Raw genomic sequence first — 17,984 nt, forward strand, 5'->3', positions numbered from 1 at the left:
GCGATCTACGCAAAGATCCACGATAAGGGGCACGTCTTCCATATCGAAGGACCGTGCCGCTCACATGTTCACGGCCTTGCCGCGGCCGGTCCGAAGAGGCCCTCCGGGTCGTACGCGGCGCGGGTGCGGGCGAGCCGCTCCTCGTGTGAGCCGAAGACCGCGCCCCGCAGCCGGCTCGCGTCCTCACCCAGCCCGGCGAGGTTGACGTACGTCCCGCCGCTCGAGAACGGCTTCATCGCGTCCCACGCCGAGCGTGCCCACTCGATCGCGGTCTCGTCGAGCGCCGGGTCCCGCCAGCCCGCGTCGATGCTCACGTTGTAGCGCGCGGACCGGTGCGCGAACGCGCTGTCGTCGGGGCCGACGCGTGCCACGGCGCCGCCCAGGGTGCGCACAACGATCAGGCTCTCCGGGGTCGGTCGCCGGGAGTAGTGGTCCACCAGGGTCCTGATGGCCTCGTCGCTCAGCTCGTCCATGAAGTGCGACTTCATGAAGTAGCGTTCGCCGTCGGGGAACCGCCAGGTGTTCGCGCTCTGCAGCACGACGTAGGGAAGGGTTCCGCTCACATCGATGAGTGGCGGGCCCAGTTCGCGTTGTGGCGCCAGCGCGGCGGTGGCGGCGTCGCCCGGCGGGCCCCCGTACACGGCGCCCACCGTCACGCAGTTCGACCGGTGCAGTTCCGGCGGGATCGCGGGGTCCGCGGGGACGCTCCAGAGCAGGAGTTCCGGCGTGACCGTATCCGGCGCGGAGTACGTCGCGTCCCGCCAGGCCCGCAGCATTTCCTCGGCGCGGTCGTAGGGGTGGAGAACCAGCACCCAGGCCACCTCGGGCCCGAGTGGGTGGAGGCCGAACTCGAAGGACGTGACGACTCCGAGACCCCGGCCCCCGCCGCGCGCCGCCCAGAACAGCTCGGGTTCTTCCTCCCGGCTCACTGTGCGCACCGCGCCGTCCGCCGTGACGATCTCGAGCGAGCGGACGCTGTCGCAGCTCAGGCCGAACGTCCGCATCACAAAATCGAAGCCGCCGCCGAGCGTGAGACCGGCGATCCCGGTGGCCGAGATCTCCCCGCCCGGTGTGGCCAGAGCGTGCAGCTGGGTCTCGCGGTCGAGCTCACCCCAGGTCGCGCCCGCCTGGGCCCGCGCGGTGCGGGCGGCGGGGTCGACGTGCACGCCCTTCATGCGCGACAGGTCGATCACCAGCCCGTCGTCGCACACCCCGCTGCCCGCCACCTGGTGGCCGCCACCGCGGATGCTGACGAGGGGACGGTGCTTGCGGGCGGCTCGCACCGTCTCGACCACGTCCGCCGTACCGGAGCACCGGGCGATGAGCGCGGGGCGGCGGTCGATCAGCCCGTTCCACACGGTCCGGGCCTCGTCGTAGCCACGGTGCCCGCGATCGATCACCTCACCTCGGAGCGAGGAGCGAAGCTCGTCCGTCAGCATCTGCTCCGCAGCGGCTGTCAGGACGGCCCCCTGACAGCCCGGCATCTGCGTCACCTTCCTCGGGGTGCGCTGCTTGTCGCCACTGTGGCTTCTCACGCTGGTCCGGAGTGGTCTGGCCCGCATACCGGCCCGACGACTCCACGGCGAGCACCGGCAGCAGCGGGCTCAGGCCGGTGGACCGGTTGCACCGCTGTTTCGTGGACGGCTACGGCTGGGTGGTGGTCCCCGACGAGATCGGGCGCCGGGGACGGGCACCCGGGGACACACGGCCATGAGCCACACGCCGATGGGCCGGTGGAGTGAGCGGTTCCACGGGTGGGCCCCGCGCCGGGCATGGATCACACGCATCCACACCGGGGCACTCGGCGCAAGCACTGGTGTGCAGGTGACCGAGAGTGAGAAAGGGGTGGAACATGTCTGGACCACGACCGACGGCGGCCGAGCCTGCAGGGCGCGCCGACGACCCGCTCACCGCCGCGGAGGCCACCGGGGCCGTCGAGACGGTCCTCGGAGCTGTCCTCGACGCGCGACTGCGTCGGGCCGGTGACGTGGACGCGGTGTTCGCCCGTGACGTGGCCGGTCCTGTCACCGCGTTCGTCCGACGTGGCGGTAAGCGGCTGCGCACGGCGTTCGCGTGGTGCGGCTGGCGGGCCGCGGGCGGCGCGGGCAACGCCGCGGCGCTCCTGCGGACGGGAGCCGCGCTTGAACTGTTGCAGGCGTGCGCTCTCATTCACGACGATGTGATGGACGGATCGCCGCTGCGCCGGGGCGGGCCAGCGATGCACGTGGACCTGGTCCGTATGCACCGCACGGCACGGATGACCGGCTCGCCGGAGTCCTTCGCGACGTCCGCCGCGGTGCTCGCCGGTGATCTGGCGTTGGCGTGGGCCGACGATCTGCTGACGGAGACGGCGCTCGGCTCACCGCACGGCCCGCGGCTGTACCGCGAGTGGCAGGCGATGCGCAGTGAGATGGTCGCCGGTCAGTACCGCGACATCCACGCGCAGGCGACCGGCGCCTCCGGCGTCGACGACGCGTTGACCATCGCCACGCTCAAGAGCGCTCTGTACACGGTCGAGCGGCCCCTGGCGCTGGGTGCCTCGCTGGCCGCCGCCGACGAGTGGACCGTCGAATCGCTGCGCTCCGCCGGCCGATGCGCGGGGCTGGCCTTCCAGCTCCGCGACGATCTCCTCGGTGCCTTCGGCGATCCCGAGCTGACCGGCAAACCGACCGGTGACGATCTGCGTTCGCGCAAGCTCACCTATCTCCTCGCCATGGCCCTCAGGCTTGCCGACGCCGACGGGGACGAGGAGGCCGCGGCCGTGCTCGCCCCCGGCGCCGCAGCCCGGTCCGACGACACCGTGGAGCGGATGCGGACGGCACTGGAGCGGACCGGAGCCCGGGCCGTGGTGGAGTCGAAGATCGAGGACCTGGCGGCCGCCGGCCTGCGGCACTTCGCGAGGACCGGTGCGGCACCCGCGGTACGCGGGGAGTTCGCCTCGCTGGTCGAACGGGCATCGGGCATCAGCCCGGACCGCAGGAAGGAGAGCATGTGAGGACGGTAACCGGACGGACCGACCATGTCGTCGTGGTGGGCGCAGGCCTCTCCGGCCTCGCCTGCGCCCTCCACCTGCTGGGCGCAGGCAGGCGGGTCACCGTCGTCGAACGGGATGCCGCCCCCGGCGGCCGGGCCGGCCGGATGCGACTCGGCGCATACCGGTTGGACACCGGCCCCACGGTATTGACCATGCCCCAGCTGCTCGACGAGGCCTTCGCAGCCGTCGGCGACAGCCTCCACCAGCGCGTCGAGCTCGTGGCCCTGCACCCCGCCTACCGGGCGTGCTTCGCGGACGGGACCTCTCTCGACGTGCACACCGACAGTGAGGCGATGGAGGCGGAGGTGCGGCGCTTCGCCGGACCGGCGGAGGCGGCGGGCTACCGCAGGCTGCGGACCTGGCTGGAACGGCTGTACCGGGCGCAGATGCACCGCTTCATCGACACCAACTTCGACTCGCCCTTCCAGCTCCTGCATCCGGACCTGGCGCGTCTGGCGGCACTCGGCGGCTTCGGACGGCTGGACGCCAGGATCGGCCGCTTCCTCTCCGATTCCCGCCTGCGCCGTGTCTTCTCCTTCCAGGCCCTGTACGCCGGAGTCGCCCCCGCCCGGGCCCTCGCGGCCTACGCGGTGATCGCCTACATGGACACCGTGGCCGGCGTCTGGTTCCCCAAGGGGGGTATGTACGCGCTGCCCCGCGCCATGGCCGAGGCGGCGGCCGGCGTCGGCGCCGACCTCCGTTGGTCGGCCGAGGCGAGCACCCTGGAGCGGTCGGCAGGCCGGGTCACGGCGGTACGCCTGACGTCGGGTGAGCGAATCGCCTGTGACGCGGTGGTGCTGACCTGCGAACTGCCCACCGCTCACCGGCTCCTGGGGCGCGCACCCCGGCGCCCGGTACGGCTGCGCCACTCACCGTCCGCGGTGGTCCTGCACGCCGGGACCGACCGCACCTGGCCCGGTCTCGCCCATCACACACTCTCCTTCGGCACGGCATGGGAGCGCACGTTCGACGAAATCACCCGCTCGGGGAGGCTGATGAGCGACCCGTCCTTGCTGATCAGCCGCCCGACCGCACACGATGCCACCCTGGCACCGCCGGGCCGGCACCTCCACTACGTCCTGGCCCCCTGTCCGAACACCACCGTCGGGCCTTCCGCCGCCGCCTGGCGGGACCTGGGCCCGCGCTACCGCGACAGCCTGGTCGCCGAGCTGGAGCGCCGGGGCCTGGAGGGTTTCGCGGACAGCGTCGACGAGGAGACGCTGGTGACCCCCCTGGACTGGACGGCACGAGGTCATGCGGCGGGCAGCCCTTTCTCGGTCTCCCACACGTTCGCCCAGACCGGCCCCTTCCGTCCGCGCAACCTTGTACGCGGGCTGGACAACGTCGTGCTCGCCGGTTGCGGGACCACCCCCGGCGTCGGCGTCCCGACGGTGCTCCTCAGCGGCAAGCTCGCCGCCGCTCGCGTCACCGGTGGCGCCGCGGACATCAGCCGCCGCACCTCCCGGTGCCGGCCGGCCTCGGCTGTGGCCGCTGTCCCGTCCGTGCCGTCCTCGGCAGGCTCCGATGACCCGTCGTGAACTGGACGCCGCCGGGATCACCGATCCCACGCTCCGCGCGGCCTACGACCAGTGCCGGCGGCTCAACGCCCGCCACGGCAGAACCTATTTCCTGGCCACTCGGCTGTTGCCGCTGGAACGCCGCTCGGCCGTACACGCGCTGTACGGGTTCGCCCGCTGGGCGGACGACATCGTGGACGACCTGGACCGGAGCCGTACCCACGACGAGCGCGACCGGTTGCTGAAGCGCCTGGAGAGCGACCTCGCGCACGGGCTGCGCACCGGCGGCGGGGGCGAGCCCGTGGTGCGGGCCCTGGCCGACACCGTCGACCGGTTCCGCATCGAGCCCGCGCTGTTCGCCGACTTCCTGGCCTCGATGCGTGCCGACCTGACCGTCACCGACTATCCGAGCTACGCCGATCTGCGGGCCTACATGCACGGCTCGGCCGCGGTGATCGGGCTGCAGATGCTCCCGGTGCTGGGCACGGTCGTACCCCGCGAGGAGGCGGCGCCGCACGCGGCGGCCCTCGGGGTGGCGTTCCAGCTCACCAACTTTCTGCGGGACGTGGGCGAGGACCTGGACCGGGGCCGCGTCTACCTGCCGGCGGACCTGCTCGCCGCTCATGGTGTGGACAGGCCGCTGCTGGAGTGGAGCCGACGCACGGGACGGCGCGACCCGAGGATCCGAGCGGCGCTCGTCGCCGCCGAGGCGATGACCCGGGACGTGTACCGGTCGGCGGAACCGGGCATCGCCATGCTCGACCCGCGGGTGCGTCCCTGCATCCGCACCGCCTTCACGTTGTACGGCGGCATTCTCGACGCGATCGCGGACCACGATTACAGCGTGCTGCATCACCGTGCGGTGGTGTCCCGTGCTAGGCGCGCGGCCACCGCCGCAGCCGGTGCCGTCCAGGTGGCGGGCGCCCGGTGGCGCGACCGCGTGCCGCATCCGCCCCGGGTGGCGGGCGGCACGTCACACGAGTGGAAGGGGCAGGACAGTGGGTGACCGAGCGGGCAAGCGCTGGACATCGCCGTTGCGGCGGCGCCGTGGCCCGGGCTGGGCGGCGCAGACGCCGACGTGGCGGCAGGCGCGGCCGGTCGTGATCGCCGAAGCGCTCAAGCGGGCGTCCGCACGGCCCTCCGGCAACTGGTTCGTGGTCGGCGCCTCACGGGACGTGCGCGTCGGTGGGCGCCCGTGCGGCCGGACGGTGGGTGGCGTCGAGGTCGTGCTGTGGCGCTCGGAGGCGGGAGCACTGCACGCGGGCCCGGGCGCCTGCCCGCACCTCGGGGCACCTCTGCGGGACAGCCGGGTGGTCTGCGGCACACTGGTGTGCCACTGGCACGGACTGGCCCTGGAGGGTGGTGCGTTCGCCGGCTGGACTCCCTACCCCGCACACGATGACGGGGTGTTGGTCTGGGTACGTCTGGACACAGTGGGCGGTGAGGCGCCTTCGGAGCGTCCTGTGGTGCCGGTGCGTCCCGCCGTGGACAGCGCGGTGGACGCGGTCTTCACGGCGGTCGGGCGGTGTGAAGCGCAGGACGTCGTCGCCAACCGGCTCGACCCGTGGCACGGATCGTGGTTCCATCCGTACTCGTTCGTCGACTTGACGGTGGTGCGGGAGCCGCAGGGTGACGAGGACGACGCCTTCGTCGTCGACGTCTCCTTCCGGGTGGCGGGGCGCCTGGTGGTGCCCGTGCGGGCCGAGTTCACCGCGCCCGGTCCGCGCACGGTCGTCATGCGCGTCACCGACGGCGAGGGGGCGACGTCCGTGGTGGAGACCCATGCCACGCCGCTCACCGGCGAGGCCGGCCGACAGCCGCGGACCGCCGTGGTCGAGGCGGTCGTCGCCACCTCCGGACGGCGCGGCTTCGAGCTGGCCCGGGTGGCCGCCCCGGTGCTGCGCCCGCTGATGCGTCGTACGGCCGGGCGTCTGTGGCGCGACGACATGGCGTACGCCGAGCGTCGCTGGGCGCTGCGCAGTACCGGACGGTTCCCGGGGTGAGCCCGTCGGTCACGGGTGCGCGCGACGCCCCGCGAGTGCGCCGAGGGCCCGCAGCGCGAGAGAACGGCCCGCCCGGGGGACCGTCCACAGCACCTGGCCGCGGACACCCCAGCCGGCGAGCAGCGCGCCTGCCGCCAGGAAGCCGGTGGTGGCGGCGCGCTCCATGAGCGCGACCGGGAGGTCACAGCGGATCGCGTCGCCGGCCAGCGTCACCCGCGGGTGGGGGGTCCGCACGGTGGGGCGCCGGTGGTGGGAGCCGACGGGGAAGAGCGGGCAGTCCGAGCGCCACTCGTGCCGGGTGTCGACGATGCGCGCCTCGCGGGTCTCCGGGTACACCTCGTGGAGACGGTCGACGAGCGTGCTCCGCACTTTCTCCGGTTCGGCGTCGGCAGCGAGGGCGTAGGCGTGCAGCTCCACCACTGAGCCCCGACTCCGGGCGGCCCAGCGCGCCGCCTCGTCCTCGTAGCGTTCCAGGACGCTGATGTTGTCCAGGCCGCCGTATCCGCTGGTGCCGAGGAAGCCGGGGCGGTCGGCGCGGACCGGCCGGTCGAGCCAGAGCCGGGAGACGAGGAACGGCGGTGCCGTACGCAGGGCGGCGACGTCGTCGCGCCAGGGGGCGGTGCCCAGGCCGGGTGACGCCGCGACGAGCCGGCGCAGAGCGCCGGGGTCGAGGGCGAGCACCACTGCCTCGTGGGGGTGTACGGCGGTGTCGGTCTGCACTTTCACTCCCCCGGTCTCGTGGGGTTGGACGCCGTGCACGGGTGTGCCGGTGCGAAGGGTGGCCCCGAGGCGCTGGAGATAGTCGCCCAGCGGCTCCCAGAGCGCCTGCGGGAAGGGGGCGTTCGGCACGTCGAAGAGCAGTCCCTCCGCTGAGCCGAGGAAGTAGATGTGGAACATCAGCAGCAGTTCCGCGGCGGACAGTTCGCGTGGATCGGCGAAGAAACTGCGCGAGAACACCTCGAACGCGAGGTGGTGCGCCGCCTCGGGGAAGCGGACGCCCTTCAGGAACGTCGTCGCGCTGGTGCCGTCGAAACGTTCGTAGACGTCGGGCACCCGGACGTCGAGGAGGGGTAGCGCCGCCCGTGCGTCCATGGCGGCGAGGTCCCGCCAGCCGAAGGCGGGGCTCAGGGCGACGAATCCGAGTGCGCTGAACGGCGGGGTTCTCGGGACCCGGGCGAAACTGTCGCTCAGGCCGCCGCTGTGCCGCAGGGGGTAGTCGGGCAGTGGGGTGAGCCGTGCGAGATCGGGGTCGGTCCGCCGGAGCAGACCCCGCAGGTTGTAGTACTGGCGGAAGAAGGCGTGGAAGCCGCGGCTCATGGTCACAGCGGAGCCGTCGGCCAGGCGGGTCCGGTGGCCGGCGAGTCGGCCGCCGAGTGCTTTCTCCCGTTCGTAGAGAGTGACACGGGCGCCGCGCTCGGTCAGCAGAACGGCTGCGGCGAGACCGGCGATTCCGCCCCCGACCACGGCGACCGACGGCGCGTCCTCCCGCTCGAACCTGCTCCGGCCGGGTGCGGGCATCAGCACCTCGGCCTTGCGGTCGCGGCCCCGCCGGGCGCCACCGTGCGAGCGGGCGCTCACCGGGTCTGCTCCCCTGCGGTGGTGGAGCCGTTGCGCGCGAGGAAGGTGTGCACGATGCCGGTCTGCCAGCCGGCGACGGGCGCGGCGCGCACGCCTGTGAAGCCGGCCCGTGCCAGGCGGTCGGCGAAGGCGGGTGCGGTGTCGAAGGCGAGGACGCTGTGCCACAGGTGGCGGTACAGGGCGCGGTCGCGGGTGAGCGTGCCCGCCGGGACGATCACGCCCCGGCACACGGCCGTCCACAGGGCGCGGTGCGCCGGTGAGCCGCTGAGGCTGCACTCATGGACGGCGAGGCGCCCACCCGGTCGCAGCAGGCTCCGGACCGCGGTGAGGACCCGGTCCGGGTCGGTGACGTTGCGGAACAGGTAGGCGGCGAACACCGCGTCGAGCGGGCCTTCCCCGGCCTTCGCCATTTCTTCGGCGGTCAGGTGCAGGAAGCGCACGCGAGCGGGCCAGGGCTTGGCCCGTGCGCGCCGCAGCATGCCCGAAGAGGCGTCGACGGCCGTGATCCGGGCCCGGGGCGCGGCCCGCAGCAGGGCCCGGGTGGACGTACCGGTGCCGCATCCGAGGTCGAGGACGTGCAGTCCCGCTCCGCCGTCCGGCAGCCGGAGCCGCCGGGCCGAGCGGAGCAGATCGGTGCGGTAGCCGGGGTTGAGAGTCGTGAGGCGGTCGTAGGTGTGCGACGCGTGGTCGAAGGCGCGTGCCAGGTCGTGGTCGCGCAGCAGTGTCATCGGTGGCTCTCTTCGGATCGTGGGGCGGGGCGGGCGCGGCGCGGCAGGAAGGGCAGTTCGACGGCGGTCCGGAGCATCGGGCCGACCGGGGTCCGCAGTCCGATGCCCCACTCCTCCAGGGGTGAGGTGGCACCGTCGAGGAAGCGCAGCAGTCGTTCCGGGGGCGTACGGCGGAACAGGGTGGTGAAGAAGTCGGGGCCGTCGATGCGTCCGGTGTCCAGGGCACGCAGCAGGACCGCGTCCATGGCCAGCGCACGGCGTCCATGAGGTGCGGGCACTGCTGCCGTGCGCCCGTCACGCAGGGCCGCGGCGATGGCCCTGCTCTGCCGCTGCACCGCGGCGAAGGTGTAGCCCGTGGCGGGGCGGGTGGCGCCGCCCGCCGCCCCGATACGGAAGACGGCGGATCCGACGCGCCGGGGGAAGCGCGCGTCGGTCATGGGGATCGCTCCCTGCTCCGCCGCGTCCACCGTGAACGCGCCGAGCTTCAGGATCTCGCGGCCGTAGTGGTCGAGCGCCGCCTCGTACCCCGCGGTGGACAGCGGCGCCCGGGAGAACTCGGTGTACTCGACGAGCGCCTGGTCCGGCGCCAGCGGGAGGACGTAGCCGAAGGCGAGGCCGTGACGCGGTTGCGGCAACCGGAAGTCCATCAGGTCGGCGACCTCGGGATCGAACCGGTTGTCGTCGGTGCGTACGAACCAACCGCGGAAGTGCTGCAGCAGGTGCGTCCGGGCCGGCGGCAGAGTGTGCAACGGGCGGGAGTCGAACACCTGGCGGGCGCGTAGCGTCAGTGTCCGTCCGTCGGGTGCCGTGCACCGGACTTCCGCCCCGTCGGACGCCTCGTGCACCGTGTCCGCCGTCGCGCGCAGCAGGTGCACACCGGGAGAGCGAGCAAGTCGGGAGTGCACCCAACGCTCGAACGGTGCGGACCGCAGCATGCGATAGCGCAGTGGGGCCGGGTCGACGGTGACCTCGCTGCCGTCGGCACCGCGGACGCGCAGCCGAGACCAGGAAGCGGTGATCACTTCGTCGAAGTCGCCGGTGCCCTGGCCCCAGTAGCACCAGGTCCGCTCGGGCGGGCGCATCGGTCCGTCCGGCGGTTCGACGACGGTCACGGTGGTGGTGCCGGCCTCGGTCAGCCGGTACGCGAGGCTGAGGCCGGCCGCGCCGCCGCCGACGATGAGCACATCGGATGTGCCGGCAGGAAGTACGGGGTGCCGGCTCATCGGGCCCGCCGTTCGACGACGGCGGTGCCGTCCGACGTCGTGCGCAGGAGCTCGGCCTCTGTCTCCAGCGCTTCCGCGACGGCTACGGCGATCTGGCGCGGGTCCCCTCCCGCAGGCATCGGCGGCGCATCACCTGCCACGGGCCGGTCGGCGAAACCGGTGTCCAGGTGCCCCGGCCGGATGTCCAGCACCTTGATGCCCGCGCCCCGTGCCTCGCGGCGTACGGCGTCGAGCCAGGCACTCAGCGCGGCCTTGGAGGCGCTGTAGTCGGCCATTCCCGCCTGTGGGCGCTCCGCAACGGCTCCGGTGACGGCGGCGAGCACCGAACCGGGTCGCATGACGCCGAGCGCGGCCCGGCAGAACGCGACGGGTGCGAGGAAGTTGACCGCCATCAGGTACTCCGTGACCTCGTCACCGACCTCGTACGCCCGGCCGAAGGCCACCGAGCCGAACGCCGTCACCACGGCGTCCAGGCCGCCGAGGGCAGCCGAGGCATCCAGCACGGCGCGGGCGCAGGAATCGGCGTCGTAGGCGTCGAACAGGATGGTCGGAGCACTGGAGTACGCCTGGGCGACTCGGACCAGCCGGGCCGGGTCGCGCCCGGCGAGGGCCGGACGTGCCCCTCGGCCGGCCAGTTCGACGGTGATCGCACCACCGAGAACACCGGTGGCCCCGGCCACCAGAACACGCGCACCGTTGACGTCCATGTTCACCCCGAGCACCAGGTCGACGAGTCTCTTCCGGTCGGCATCTCTTCAGGGCTCCGACTGCCCCTGGACGCGGTCGCTGTCGGCCGGTGTGGCATCAACCGGGCGCCGAGTCGGCCAGTACCTCCCGGGCGGCTCGCGTACCCGACGCCAGGGCCCCCTGGACCGAGCCGGTCGCGCGGTGGTCACCGCACACGTACCTCCCCGGTCCGAAGCGGGTCGTGAGACTGAGCGGCCAGGGCGGAGGCATCGCGGGCAGCGCCCCCTCGACGGTGTACGCGGTGATCTGCTGCCAGCCGCTCGTGTCGGTGCCGTACAGATCGGCCAGGCGTCGCAGCACGACGTCGCTCGTACCGGGCTCGTCCGTGCCCAGCACGGAGCTGGAGACCAGCGCGGTCCCGGGTGGTGCGTAGGTGGCTGCGACTTCGGTCAGTACACAGGTGTTCAGGACTGTTCCGGTGCTGTCCACCATCAGCGTCGGTTCCGGCATCGGCGTGCTGTCGACCGCGTGGTAGTACGTGGTGACCGCACGTCCGCCCGGCACGGGCAGGCCCGGCAGCAGTCGGGCCGCCGTGACGGCGTCGGTCGCGACCACTACGGTCGTGGCCGACACCTCGCTGCCGTCCGTCAGCAGCACTCCCGAAGCGGTGACCTCGGCAACCGGCGTCTCCAGCCGTAGGACGTGGTCGGGCAGACCGCCGGCCAGTTGCGCGGGTACCGCGCCGATGCCGTCGGCGGGCAGGCAAAGGGTGCCCCGGACCAGGCTCCGCCAGACCAGGTGGAAGAAGCGGGCGGAGGTCTCCAAACCGTCCTCCAGGAACACGCCGGACAGGAACGGCCGCAGAATGTGGTTCACCGCCGCGTCCGACAGCCCCGCGCGGGACAGGGCGGCCGAGGTGGCGCGGTCCGGACGTCTTTTGAGCAGGGCCACGGGCAGCAGAGCGTCCCGCGCGGTGAGCGCCGCCGACGCGGCCAGGTCGCGAGCCGTGAGGGCCCGCCCGGGCAGCAGGGCCCCCGCCGCGCTCGGCCTCCGGGTCGGATCGGCCAGGCGAACCGGCCCGGTCGGGGTGTGTGCCACGAATCCGGGGGTGAACGGCCGCAGCCGAAGACTCCGAAGGTCCAGGCGCCGCTTCACCTGAGGATAGGAAGTGTTGAACACCTGGAAGCCGCGATCCAGGAGGAAGCCGTCCCGCCGGTCTGTTCGCATTCGGCCGCCCGGCCCGTCGGAAGCCTCCAGCAGAACCACGCGGCGTCCGACACGGCACAGGTCCGATGCGCAGGCGAGACCGGCGAGGCCGGCACCGACCACGACGGTGTCCGGTGCCCCGCGGTGACGGTCGCTCATGGTTCTCCTCTGTCGATGCCGACACCGGTCGGGCGGGGAGGCCGGACTCGTCCTCCGGCTCTCTCGCGTACGCCAGTACCCGGAGCACGGCTTCGTGGAGCAGCGCGCAGGTGCCTCACGCAGTCCGCCACGCACCGGTTGCCGGTCCCGGCGAAGGGGTCGTGCGTCCAGCGGATCACGTCGCGTCGGCGGATGCCAGGCGCCACCACGGCCGAGTGCGCCAACGACAGCGGTACGTCACTCCGACACCACCGCCGCGACGAGCGACTCGACGGGCAGGGCGGCACCGGACATGCGCACCGGAAGTGCCCGTCATGGCGTGCCGCCGACTTCCACGATCATCTCGACGACGGCGTCGAGACCGCCTTCGGCGAAGGCCTGGCGCTGCCTGTCCGCGCCTGTGCCCTGTTGCAGCAGACGGTGGACGAGTGAGGTCACCTCGCGAGTGTCACCGGCCGCGTCCAGCGCAGGACCCACATGGTCCAGCAGCCCGTACACCACGTCGCCCGCGCGCCGCCGCCGGCCGGTCGGGTCGATCAGGTCTCCGTTCAGCCCGTGACGTGCTGCTTGCCACATCGCCGCCTGCATCATCTCCGGAGCGGGCTCCGCCGGCGGACGGCCCGACTCCACTTCGCGCAGCGCGGTATCGGCCAGCGCCCGTGTCAGGCCGGCGAGCATGACCGCGTCCTCCGTGCGCAGCTGCACGTCCAGGCAACGGACCTCGACCGTGGGATAGCTCTCGGACAGCCGGATCTGCCAGTACAACTGACCGGTGTCGTTGATCACCCCGGTCGACAGCAGTCGACGCACTCGTGCGTCGTAGTCCGCCGCGTCGGCGAAGCGCGGCGGGATGCCGCTGACCGGCCATCGGTCGAAGACGACGGTGCGCCAGCTGGCGAAGCCGGTGTCCTGCCCCTCCCACAGCGGTGAGTTCGCCGCCATGGCGGTCAGGGACGGCAACCACACCCGGATCCGGTTCAAGACCTCCGTCCCCACACCTCGGCTGGGGACGCCCACGTGCACATGCATGCCGTTGACCATCTGCTCCGCCACCAGCTGCGGAGCCTGCCGCTGCATCGCTTTGTAACGGGTCTGGTCGGTGATCGGCACTGGTGTGTCCTCGCGGAAGGGCGGCGTGCCGCTGGCCATGACGCGGGAGCCGCTCTTCTCCGCCGCACCGGCCACGGCATGCCGCAGCCGCAGGAGGTGGCCACCGACCTCCTCCAGCGTGGCGCATACGGGCGTCGCCACCTCGATCTGCGCCTGCGAGATCTCCAACTGGATCTCTTCCCCGGCGACGAAGGGCTGCAGCCCTGCAGCGGCCCTGACCCTTTCCGCGTACGGAGCCAGCCGACCGGTGATCGGGTCGACCAGCAGGTACTCCTCTTCGATGCCGACGGTCGCCATCGCCGATCCTTCCGTTCCCACCACCAACCGCTTCGGCAGGGAAGGCCCATGCTGCAGCCCTCGTCCACCTCGCCCGACGACGCCCCGATCCACCGAAGGATGCCCGTACCAAGTGCCACGAAAGCCGCGCGCCAAACACGACTGTGCCGCCCTGCCGCTCCGGGTGACTCGCCTCCCGGGTGCCGCCGGGGCAGAACCATCGGTGACGCCGCCTCCCTGAGGCGACAGGCCGCCGCTTCAGGCCCGAGGCATAGTTGATAGCTGAGGGGCGGAGACCGGTGGACGTGACAGGAGAGCACGTGTGACCACACCACGGATCGATTACCAGGCGCTGTTCGCCGCAACGCCCAGCCCCTACCTGGTAGTGGATCCCGATCTGGTGGTCGCCGACGTCAACGAGGCGTACCTTCGGGTCACAGGCCGGACCCGCGAGGAGATGATCGGTCGGTACCTCTTCGAGGTTCACCCCTACAATCCGGCGGATCCGGACTCCGACGGGGTGCGCAATCTGAACGCTTCCCTGCAGCGGGTCCTGCGGTCGAAGGAACCGGACACGATGGCGGTGCAGAAGTACGACGTCCCGGTGCCCGGACACCCCGGAGTGTTCCAGGAGAAGTGGTGGTCGTCCGTCAACACACCCCTCCTCGGACCTGACGGGCAGGTGGAATGGCTCCTCCACCGGGTGGAGGACATGACCGAGTTCGTACTGACCCATCCCCTTCGCTCGCGCCCGGGGGATCCGGAGGGTGAACACAAGGCACTGGAGTTCGAACTGTACACACGGGCGCAGGAACTCCAGCGCCTCAACGAGGAACTCCGCAACGCACATGCCCGGGAACGTCACATCGCCCTCACCCTGCAAGAGGCCATGCTGCACTCCCCGGACCTGGCCGCTCACCGGGAGATCGCCGTGCGCTACCTGCCCGCCGCCCGCTCCCTCAACGTCTGCGGCGACTGGTACGACGTGGTGGACCTGTCCGACGACACGTACACCGTGGCGGTCGGTGACGTGGTCGGCCACGGCCTGGAGGCCGCCGCCGTCATGGGCATGCTCCGGAGCGCCCTGTCCGCAGCCGTGCGTGCCATCCACGAACCCGGCGCAGCCATGGACGTCCTGAGCCGGTACGCCCGCACCTTCGAAGGCGCACTGGCGACGACCGCGGTCAAAGCCGTCATCGACACCCGCCGGCAGCACATCACCTACACCAGCGCCGGCCACCCCCCGCCCGTCCTCTCCCGTACGGACGGCACGATCGTCCTGCTCGACCAGGCCACCGAACCACCGTTGGGGGTCCCGGTCGGCCAGAACCCGCGCGCCCAGGCCACGGTTGCCTACACCCCGGGCGACACCCTCGTGCTCTACACCGACGGGCTCACCGAACGTCGCGGCGAGGACATCGACGCCGGGCTGCACCGCCTCACCGACGCCCTCGCCCGCCACGCCCATCTGAGCCCCGACCGACTGGCCGACGCCCTGCTCACCCGCCTCGGCGTGGCCCACGGCGGATGCGACGACGTCGCCTTGATCGTCATCCGCCTGTAGCCGGCCCTCTGGCCGGTACATGCCATCCAGTGATCGAGACGGCTCAGGCCACGCCCTGAAGAGGGTCACGACAGCCCGCTCACCCGACCGGGGCAGTGCCCGCCGCCCCCGAGTTCTGTGTCCACAGCGCTGACCCGCGCTGCCGAGCCGCACGCACCGTTCCGCCCCTTCGCTGCGAACCCGGTACTGCGGATCCTCGGGCGAGGCACCCACCGTTCGCCCCGCGGCGTTCGATCAGCCCGTCGGTGTGCAGCAGGACGGCGGGCCACGGAGGTGAGGGCCCGATCGCGAACGCCACGGTCGTCTCCGATGAAACGGATGTCACCCTCCGGGCTGATCGGCAGGAGCGGCAGGTGTCCCGCGGCGGAGTAGCACCACTTCCGCTTACCCCTCGGGCCGGTTGGGAACGCAGGAGAGACAGGAGGCCGTCGAGCCGGGGTGAAGGGCGTGCAGGGTCATGTCCAGTCGCTCGAGGAACGCGCCCAGGGACTTCTGACGGTCACAGGCGATACCGCGCAGCACCGTGGGCGGGACACAAGCCCGGCTTGGTGCCGTTCGTGCCACAACGAGCCTGTCTCGGCCACGAGTTCAGCAACCAACTCGGCCGGCAGCCCGGTGATCCTGCGGTCGCCGAGGATCGCTGCACGCTTCGCGCTCCCCACCGCACAGCCGTGCTCGACGATCACGAGTCGTCGGTTGACGTTCGTCTCCGAAGACCTGCTTGCTCTCCTTGCGGGAGAGGACCAGTCCGCCGCGACGCAGCAGGCTCAGGTGCTGGGATCACTCCTTGCCTTGGCATGAGCGTTGCGAGCCTCAGCAAGAAGGGCGAGATGAGCAATCGCTTCGTCGGCATTCCGGAACTGACCGACGTTCCACGTGTTGCAGTCGTCGACGTGATGCGCGCCTTCACCGTGGCCGCTTGGGCCTTCTCGCGTGGCACCGAGAGAATCGTCCTGGCCGCGCCGGAGGATGAGGCACTGGCTTTGAAGGAAAGTCCTCCGGGTTGGCCGGCACTGAAGGACGGCGCTCCGGAAGCAGGCTTCGACGCGGTGAACTCACCTGCTCCGATCAGGTCGTTCGATCTGGCGGGTCGCACGGTGGCGCAGAAGAAGGCGGCGGGAGCAGTCGGCGCGCCGGCCGTCGCGAGCGCACCGCAGGTTCTCCTCGCGATGGCGACTTCGTCAGGAAGACTCTCCGGCAGTGCTGCGTCCCGTTGCGGTGTCCGACAACTCACCCGATGTTCGCTGGCCTGATGCGGCAGTGGAGAACATCCGGGCCGGCCGGGTCCTCGGACCGGTGGGTCCCGGCCCCGGGGCGAGCAGCAGCGGAGTCCCGGCCGGCCGACCCGTCACCGGAGTCCACAGGAACACGGTCAGGCTGCGCCTCCCGGCGGGCACTCGACTGCGCGGTCCGCATCCTGATCAGCGCACCCCTGGCTGCCACGGGCCCGGTGCGCGCGACGAGGTGCACCCTGCCGCATCCCGGTGGGCGCGTGAGTCGGCCGACTGGTGGTGATCTTGTCGGCCGATCGATCACAGACCCTCATCCCAATTGTTTCATTTCACCCCATTGGTCTCATTGCTCTACGTTGGATGTGAGGCAGCTCGTCGAGTCCCGCACTGATCGAGGTGACGGTCATGTCAGTCAGCGCACAGCACAGCAGCACCGCTGCCACACCGGACGAGCAGGAGAAGACAACACGGCAAGGCCGCAGGGGCACCGACGTCCCCGCGGAGAACCGCGGCAGCACCACCATCGCGGACACCGTCGTGGCGAAGATCGCGAGCATGGCCGCCCGGGAGGTGCCCGAGGTCTACAACCTCGGCGCGGGTATGGCCCGAGCGTTCGGAGCGATGCGTGAACGCGTGCCCGGCGGGAGCAGCATCACCCAAGGCGTGAAGGTGGAGGTCGGTGAGCGCCAGGCCGCCGTGGACCTGGACCTCGTCGTCCATTACGGCGCAGCCATCGCGGACACCGCCGCAGACGTGCGCACCAACGTCATCACCGCGATCGAACGCATGACCGGTCTGGAGGTCGTGGAAGTCAACATCGCCGTCGACGACGTACGGCTGCCGGACGAGGAGGAAGAACCCGAGCGGCGCGTTGCGTGACGCGGTCTGCGGGTGGGAGGGACGCAGACGCCGTGTCGCCGCTCGTCTCGCGCGCCGGGGACCAGGTCAGATCGAGCACACGGTCACGACTGCGGCCACCACCGCGACCACCGCCGCCACCGGCACCATCACCACGCGAATCCGGTCGAGCCAGGACGCCGTCCGGCACCCTCGGCATGAGGAATCGATTTTGCTCGGCACCGGGGTGTGCGTGTCGTGCGCGGCACGGTCAGGGACCGCCACGAGGAGTTGCCGGCACCACGGGCAGTCGGTGTCAGAGCTGTTCAGCCAGGGGGCAGCCAGGGGTGGCGGGAAGGGTTCCGGGCGTCTGTGCTGGTCACCTCTCATGTCACTCCGTCATCGCGGATTCCACTGAGCCCCGGATCCGTTCCCGGATTCCGACGAGTAACCCCGGGCCCGTCGAGTCCATGAGCGTCACCCCGGCCAGGTCGACGATGAGGCGTCGGCGGCCTGCCTCAAGCCGGTGGACCACGTAGCCCCTGATGCGCGGCACCGTGGGGATGTCGATCTCGCCGTGGATCTCCACGACGGTCCAGTCGTCCTCTTCACGGTGGCTGGTGTGGAATTCGGGCTGCATGGCTCACCTAACGGCCATGCCCTGGGGAGAGGTTTCGGGCGGTGTCTGCCGCACGCGCGTTCTGCACATGTGCGAACGACCGGCCACGGCGTCACCGTATGGATCATGCCGGTGGGGAGTCGGCGCGGAGCTGCGACGGCGCGTGCTCCCCGTCATCCGGAACCGCTCAGAACGCACGGTTCCGGATGAC

The 17,984-nt window shown here is 71.6% G+C and carries 15 protein-coding genes and 1 pseudogene; 8 read left to right on the plus strand and 8 right to left on the minus strand.

All coding sequences use genetic code 11. The annotated features are described in order from the left end of the window. Window positions 1-68: 68 nt before the first annotated feature. On the minus strand, window positions 69-1,484 hold the full coding sequence (locus tag DIZ27_RS12695) for an FAD-binding oxidoreductase (RefSeq protein WP_109378483.1): 1,416 nt from the start codon (window positions 1,482-1,484) through the stop codon (window positions 69-71). A gap of 62 nt (window positions 1,485-1,546) precedes the next feature. On the opposite strand from DIZ27_RS12695, the gene DIZ27_RS45680 reads away from it, so the two are divergent. The 5 genes from DIZ27_RS45680 to DIZ27_RS12715 all read left to right on the plus strand — a co-directional run bounded on the left by DIZ27_RS45680 (window position 1,547) and on the right by DIZ27_RS12715 (window position 6,554). Beyond that, window positions 1,547-1,714, plus strand: coding sequence for a hypothetical protein (locus DIZ27_RS45680; protein WP_181383504.1), 168 nt, complete (start codon window positions 1,547-1,549; stop codon window positions 1,712-1,714). Between the two features lie 138 nt (window positions 1,715-1,852). Beyond that, the gene (locus tag DIZ27_RS12700) at window positions 1,853-2,995 is read left to right on the plus strand and encodes a polyprenyl synthetase family protein (RefSeq protein ID WP_109378484.1); all 1,143 of its coding nucleotides are present in this window, start codon (window positions 1,853-1,855) and stop codon (window positions 2,993-2,995) included. Beyond that, entirely contained in the window at window positions 2,992-4,572 is a 1,581-nt protein-coding gene (locus DIZ27_RS12705) for a phytoene desaturase (protein WP_109378485.1), read from the plus strand. Before DIZ27_RS12700 ends, DIZ27_RS12705 begins: the two co-directional genes overlap by 4 nt. Then, window positions 4,559-5,557 (plus strand): phytoene/squalene synthase family protein, encoded by a 999-nt coding sequence (locus DIZ27_RS12710; RefSeq protein ID WP_109378486.1) that lies wholly within the window; start codon window positions 4,559-4,561, stop codon window positions 5,555-5,557. The genes DIZ27_RS12705 and DIZ27_RS12710 overlap by 14 nt, the downstream gene beginning before the upstream one ends. After that, entirely contained in the window at window positions 5,550-6,554 is a 1,005-nt protein-coding gene (locus tag DIZ27_RS12715) for a DUF5914 domain-containing protein (protein ID WP_109378487.1), read from the plus strand. The genes DIZ27_RS12710 and DIZ27_RS12715 overlap by 8 nt, the downstream gene beginning before the upstream one ends. A 9-nt stretch (window positions 6,555-6,563) precedes the next feature. Here the strand turns inward: DIZ27_RS12715 and DIZ27_RS12720 are convergent, their stop codons facing one another. From DIZ27_RS12720 to DIZ27_RS12745, 6 genes are all read right to left on the minus strand, one after another. Next, entirely contained in the window at window positions 6,564-8,072 is a 1,509-nt protein-coding gene (locus DIZ27_RS12720) for an FAD-dependent oxidoreductase (RefSeq protein WP_109378739.1), read from the minus strand. A gap of 56 nt (window positions 8,073-8,128) precedes the next feature. Continuing rightward, window positions 8,129-8,860, minus strand: a complete 732-nt coding sequence (locus DIZ27_RS12725) for a methyltransferase domain-containing protein (protein WP_109378488.1) — start codon at window positions 8,858-8,860, stop codon at window positions 8,129-8,131. Next, entirely contained in the window at window positions 8,857-10,083 is a 1,227-nt protein-coding gene (locus tag DIZ27_RS12730; RefSeq protein ID WP_109378489.1) for a lycopene cyclase family protein, read from the minus strand. Before DIZ27_RS12730 ends, DIZ27_RS12725 begins: the two co-directional genes overlap by 4 nt. Continuing rightward, the gene (locus DIZ27_RS12735; RefSeq protein ID WP_258308345.1) at window positions 10,080-10,805 is read right to left on the minus strand and encodes an SDR family oxidoreductase; all 726 of its coding nucleotides are present in this window, start codon (window positions 10,803-10,805) and stop codon (window positions 10,080-10,082) included. The genes DIZ27_RS12730 and DIZ27_RS12735 overlap by 4 nt, the downstream gene beginning before the upstream one ends. Window positions 10,806-10,887: 82 nt before the next feature. Further along, window positions 10,888-12,135: an NAD(P)/FAD-dependent oxidoreductase gene (locus tag DIZ27_RS12740; RefSeq protein ID WP_109378490.1), complete on the minus strand. Its 1,248-nt coding sequence runs from the start codon at window positions 12,133-12,135 to the stop codon at window positions 10,888-10,890. A gap of 312 nt (window positions 12,136-12,447) precedes the next feature. Then, window positions 12,448-13,542 carry a glutamate--cysteine ligase gene (locus DIZ27_RS12745; RefSeq protein ID WP_109378491.1) on the minus strand — a complete coding sequence of 365 codons (1,095 nt, stop codon included), beginning with the start codon at window positions 13,540-13,542 and terminating at the stop codon, window positions 12,448-12,450. A gap of 301 nt (window positions 13,543-13,843) precedes the next feature. Between DIZ27_RS12745 and DIZ27_RS12750 the strand changes: the two genes are divergently transcribed. The 3 genes and pseudogenes from DIZ27_RS12750 (at window position 13,844) to DIZ27_RS12770 (ending at window position 17,196) form a co-directional block, all read left to right on the plus strand. Next, complete coding sequence (locus tag DIZ27_RS12750; protein ID WP_109378492.1) at window positions 13,844-15,085, plus strand: SpoIIE family protein phosphatase; 1,242 nt, start codon at window positions 13,844-13,846, stop codon at window positions 15,083-15,085. Window positions 15,086-15,915: 830 nt separating this feature from the next. Then, window positions 15,916-16,272 (plus strand): annotated as a pseudogene (locus tag DIZ27_RS12765) (2-phosphosulfolactate phosphatase); the annotation flags it as partial. Between the two features lie 450 nt (window positions 16,273-16,722). Then, the gene (locus DIZ27_RS12770; protein ID WP_109378741.1) at window positions 16,723-17,196 is read left to right on the plus strand and encodes an Asp23/Gls24 family envelope stress response protein; all 474 of its coding nucleotides are present in this window, start codon (window positions 16,723-16,725) and stop codon (window positions 17,194-17,196) included. A gap of 349 nt (window positions 17,197-17,545) precedes the next feature. On the opposite strand, the gene DIZ27_RS12775 is transcribed toward DIZ27_RS12770, so the two are convergent. After that, entirely contained in the window at window positions 17,546-17,794 is a 249-nt protein-coding gene (locus DIZ27_RS12775; protein ID WP_109378493.1) for an STAS domain-containing protein, read from the minus strand. Window positions 17,795-17,984: the final 190 nt, after the last annotated feature.

Source organism: Streptomyces sp. NWU339 (assembly GCF_003143855.1).
Classification (GTDB): domain Bacteria; phylum Actinomycetota; class Actinomycetes; order Streptomycetales; family Streptomycetaceae; genus Streptomyces.

What these genes read in the sequence shown, in the direction of transcription:
- DIZ27_RS12695 (WP_109378483.1), bottom strand. Translation starts at nt 1,484, where the DNA reads ATGCCGGGCTGTCAGGGGGCCGTCCTGACAGCCGCTGCGGAGCAGATG.
- DIZ27_RS12700 (WP_109378484.1), top strand. Translation starts at nt 1,853, where the DNA reads ATGTCTGGACCACGACCGACGGCGGCCGAGCCTGCAGGGCGCGCCGAC.
- DIZ27_RS12710 (WP_109378486.1), top strand. Translation starts at nt 4,559, where the DNA reads ATGACCCGTCGTGAACTGGACGCCGCCGGGATCACCGATCCCACGCTC.
- DIZ27_RS12720 (WP_109378739.1), bottom strand. Translation starts at nt 8,072, where the DNA reads ATGCCCGCACCCGGCCGGAGCAGGTTCGAGCGGGAGGACGCGCCGTCG.
- DIZ27_RS12725 (WP_109378488.1), bottom strand. Translation starts at nt 8,860, where the DNA reads ATGACACTGCTGCGCGACCACGACCTGGCACGCGCCTTCGACCACGCG.
- DIZ27_RS12730 (WP_109378489.1), bottom strand. Translation starts at nt 10,083, where the DNA reads ATGAGCCGGCACCCCGTACTTCCTGCCGGCACATCCGATGTGCTCATC.
- DIZ27_RS12740 (WP_109378490.1), bottom strand. Translation starts at nt 12,135, where the DNA reads ATGAGCGACCGTCACCGCGGGGCACCGGACACCGTCGTGGTCGGTGCC.
- DIZ27_RS12745 (WP_109378491.1), bottom strand. Translation starts at nt 13,542, where the DNA reads ATGGCGACCGTCGGCATCGAAGAGGAGTACCTGCTGGTCGACCCGATC.
- DIZ27_RS12770 (WP_109378741.1), top strand. Translation starts at nt 16,723, where the DNA reads ATGTCAGTCAGCGCACAGCACAGCAGCACCGCTGCCACACCGGACGAG.
- DIZ27_RS12775 (WP_109378493.1), bottom strand. Translation starts at nt 17,794, where the DNA reads ATGCAGCCCGAATTCCACACCAGCCACCGTGAAGAGGACGACTGGACC.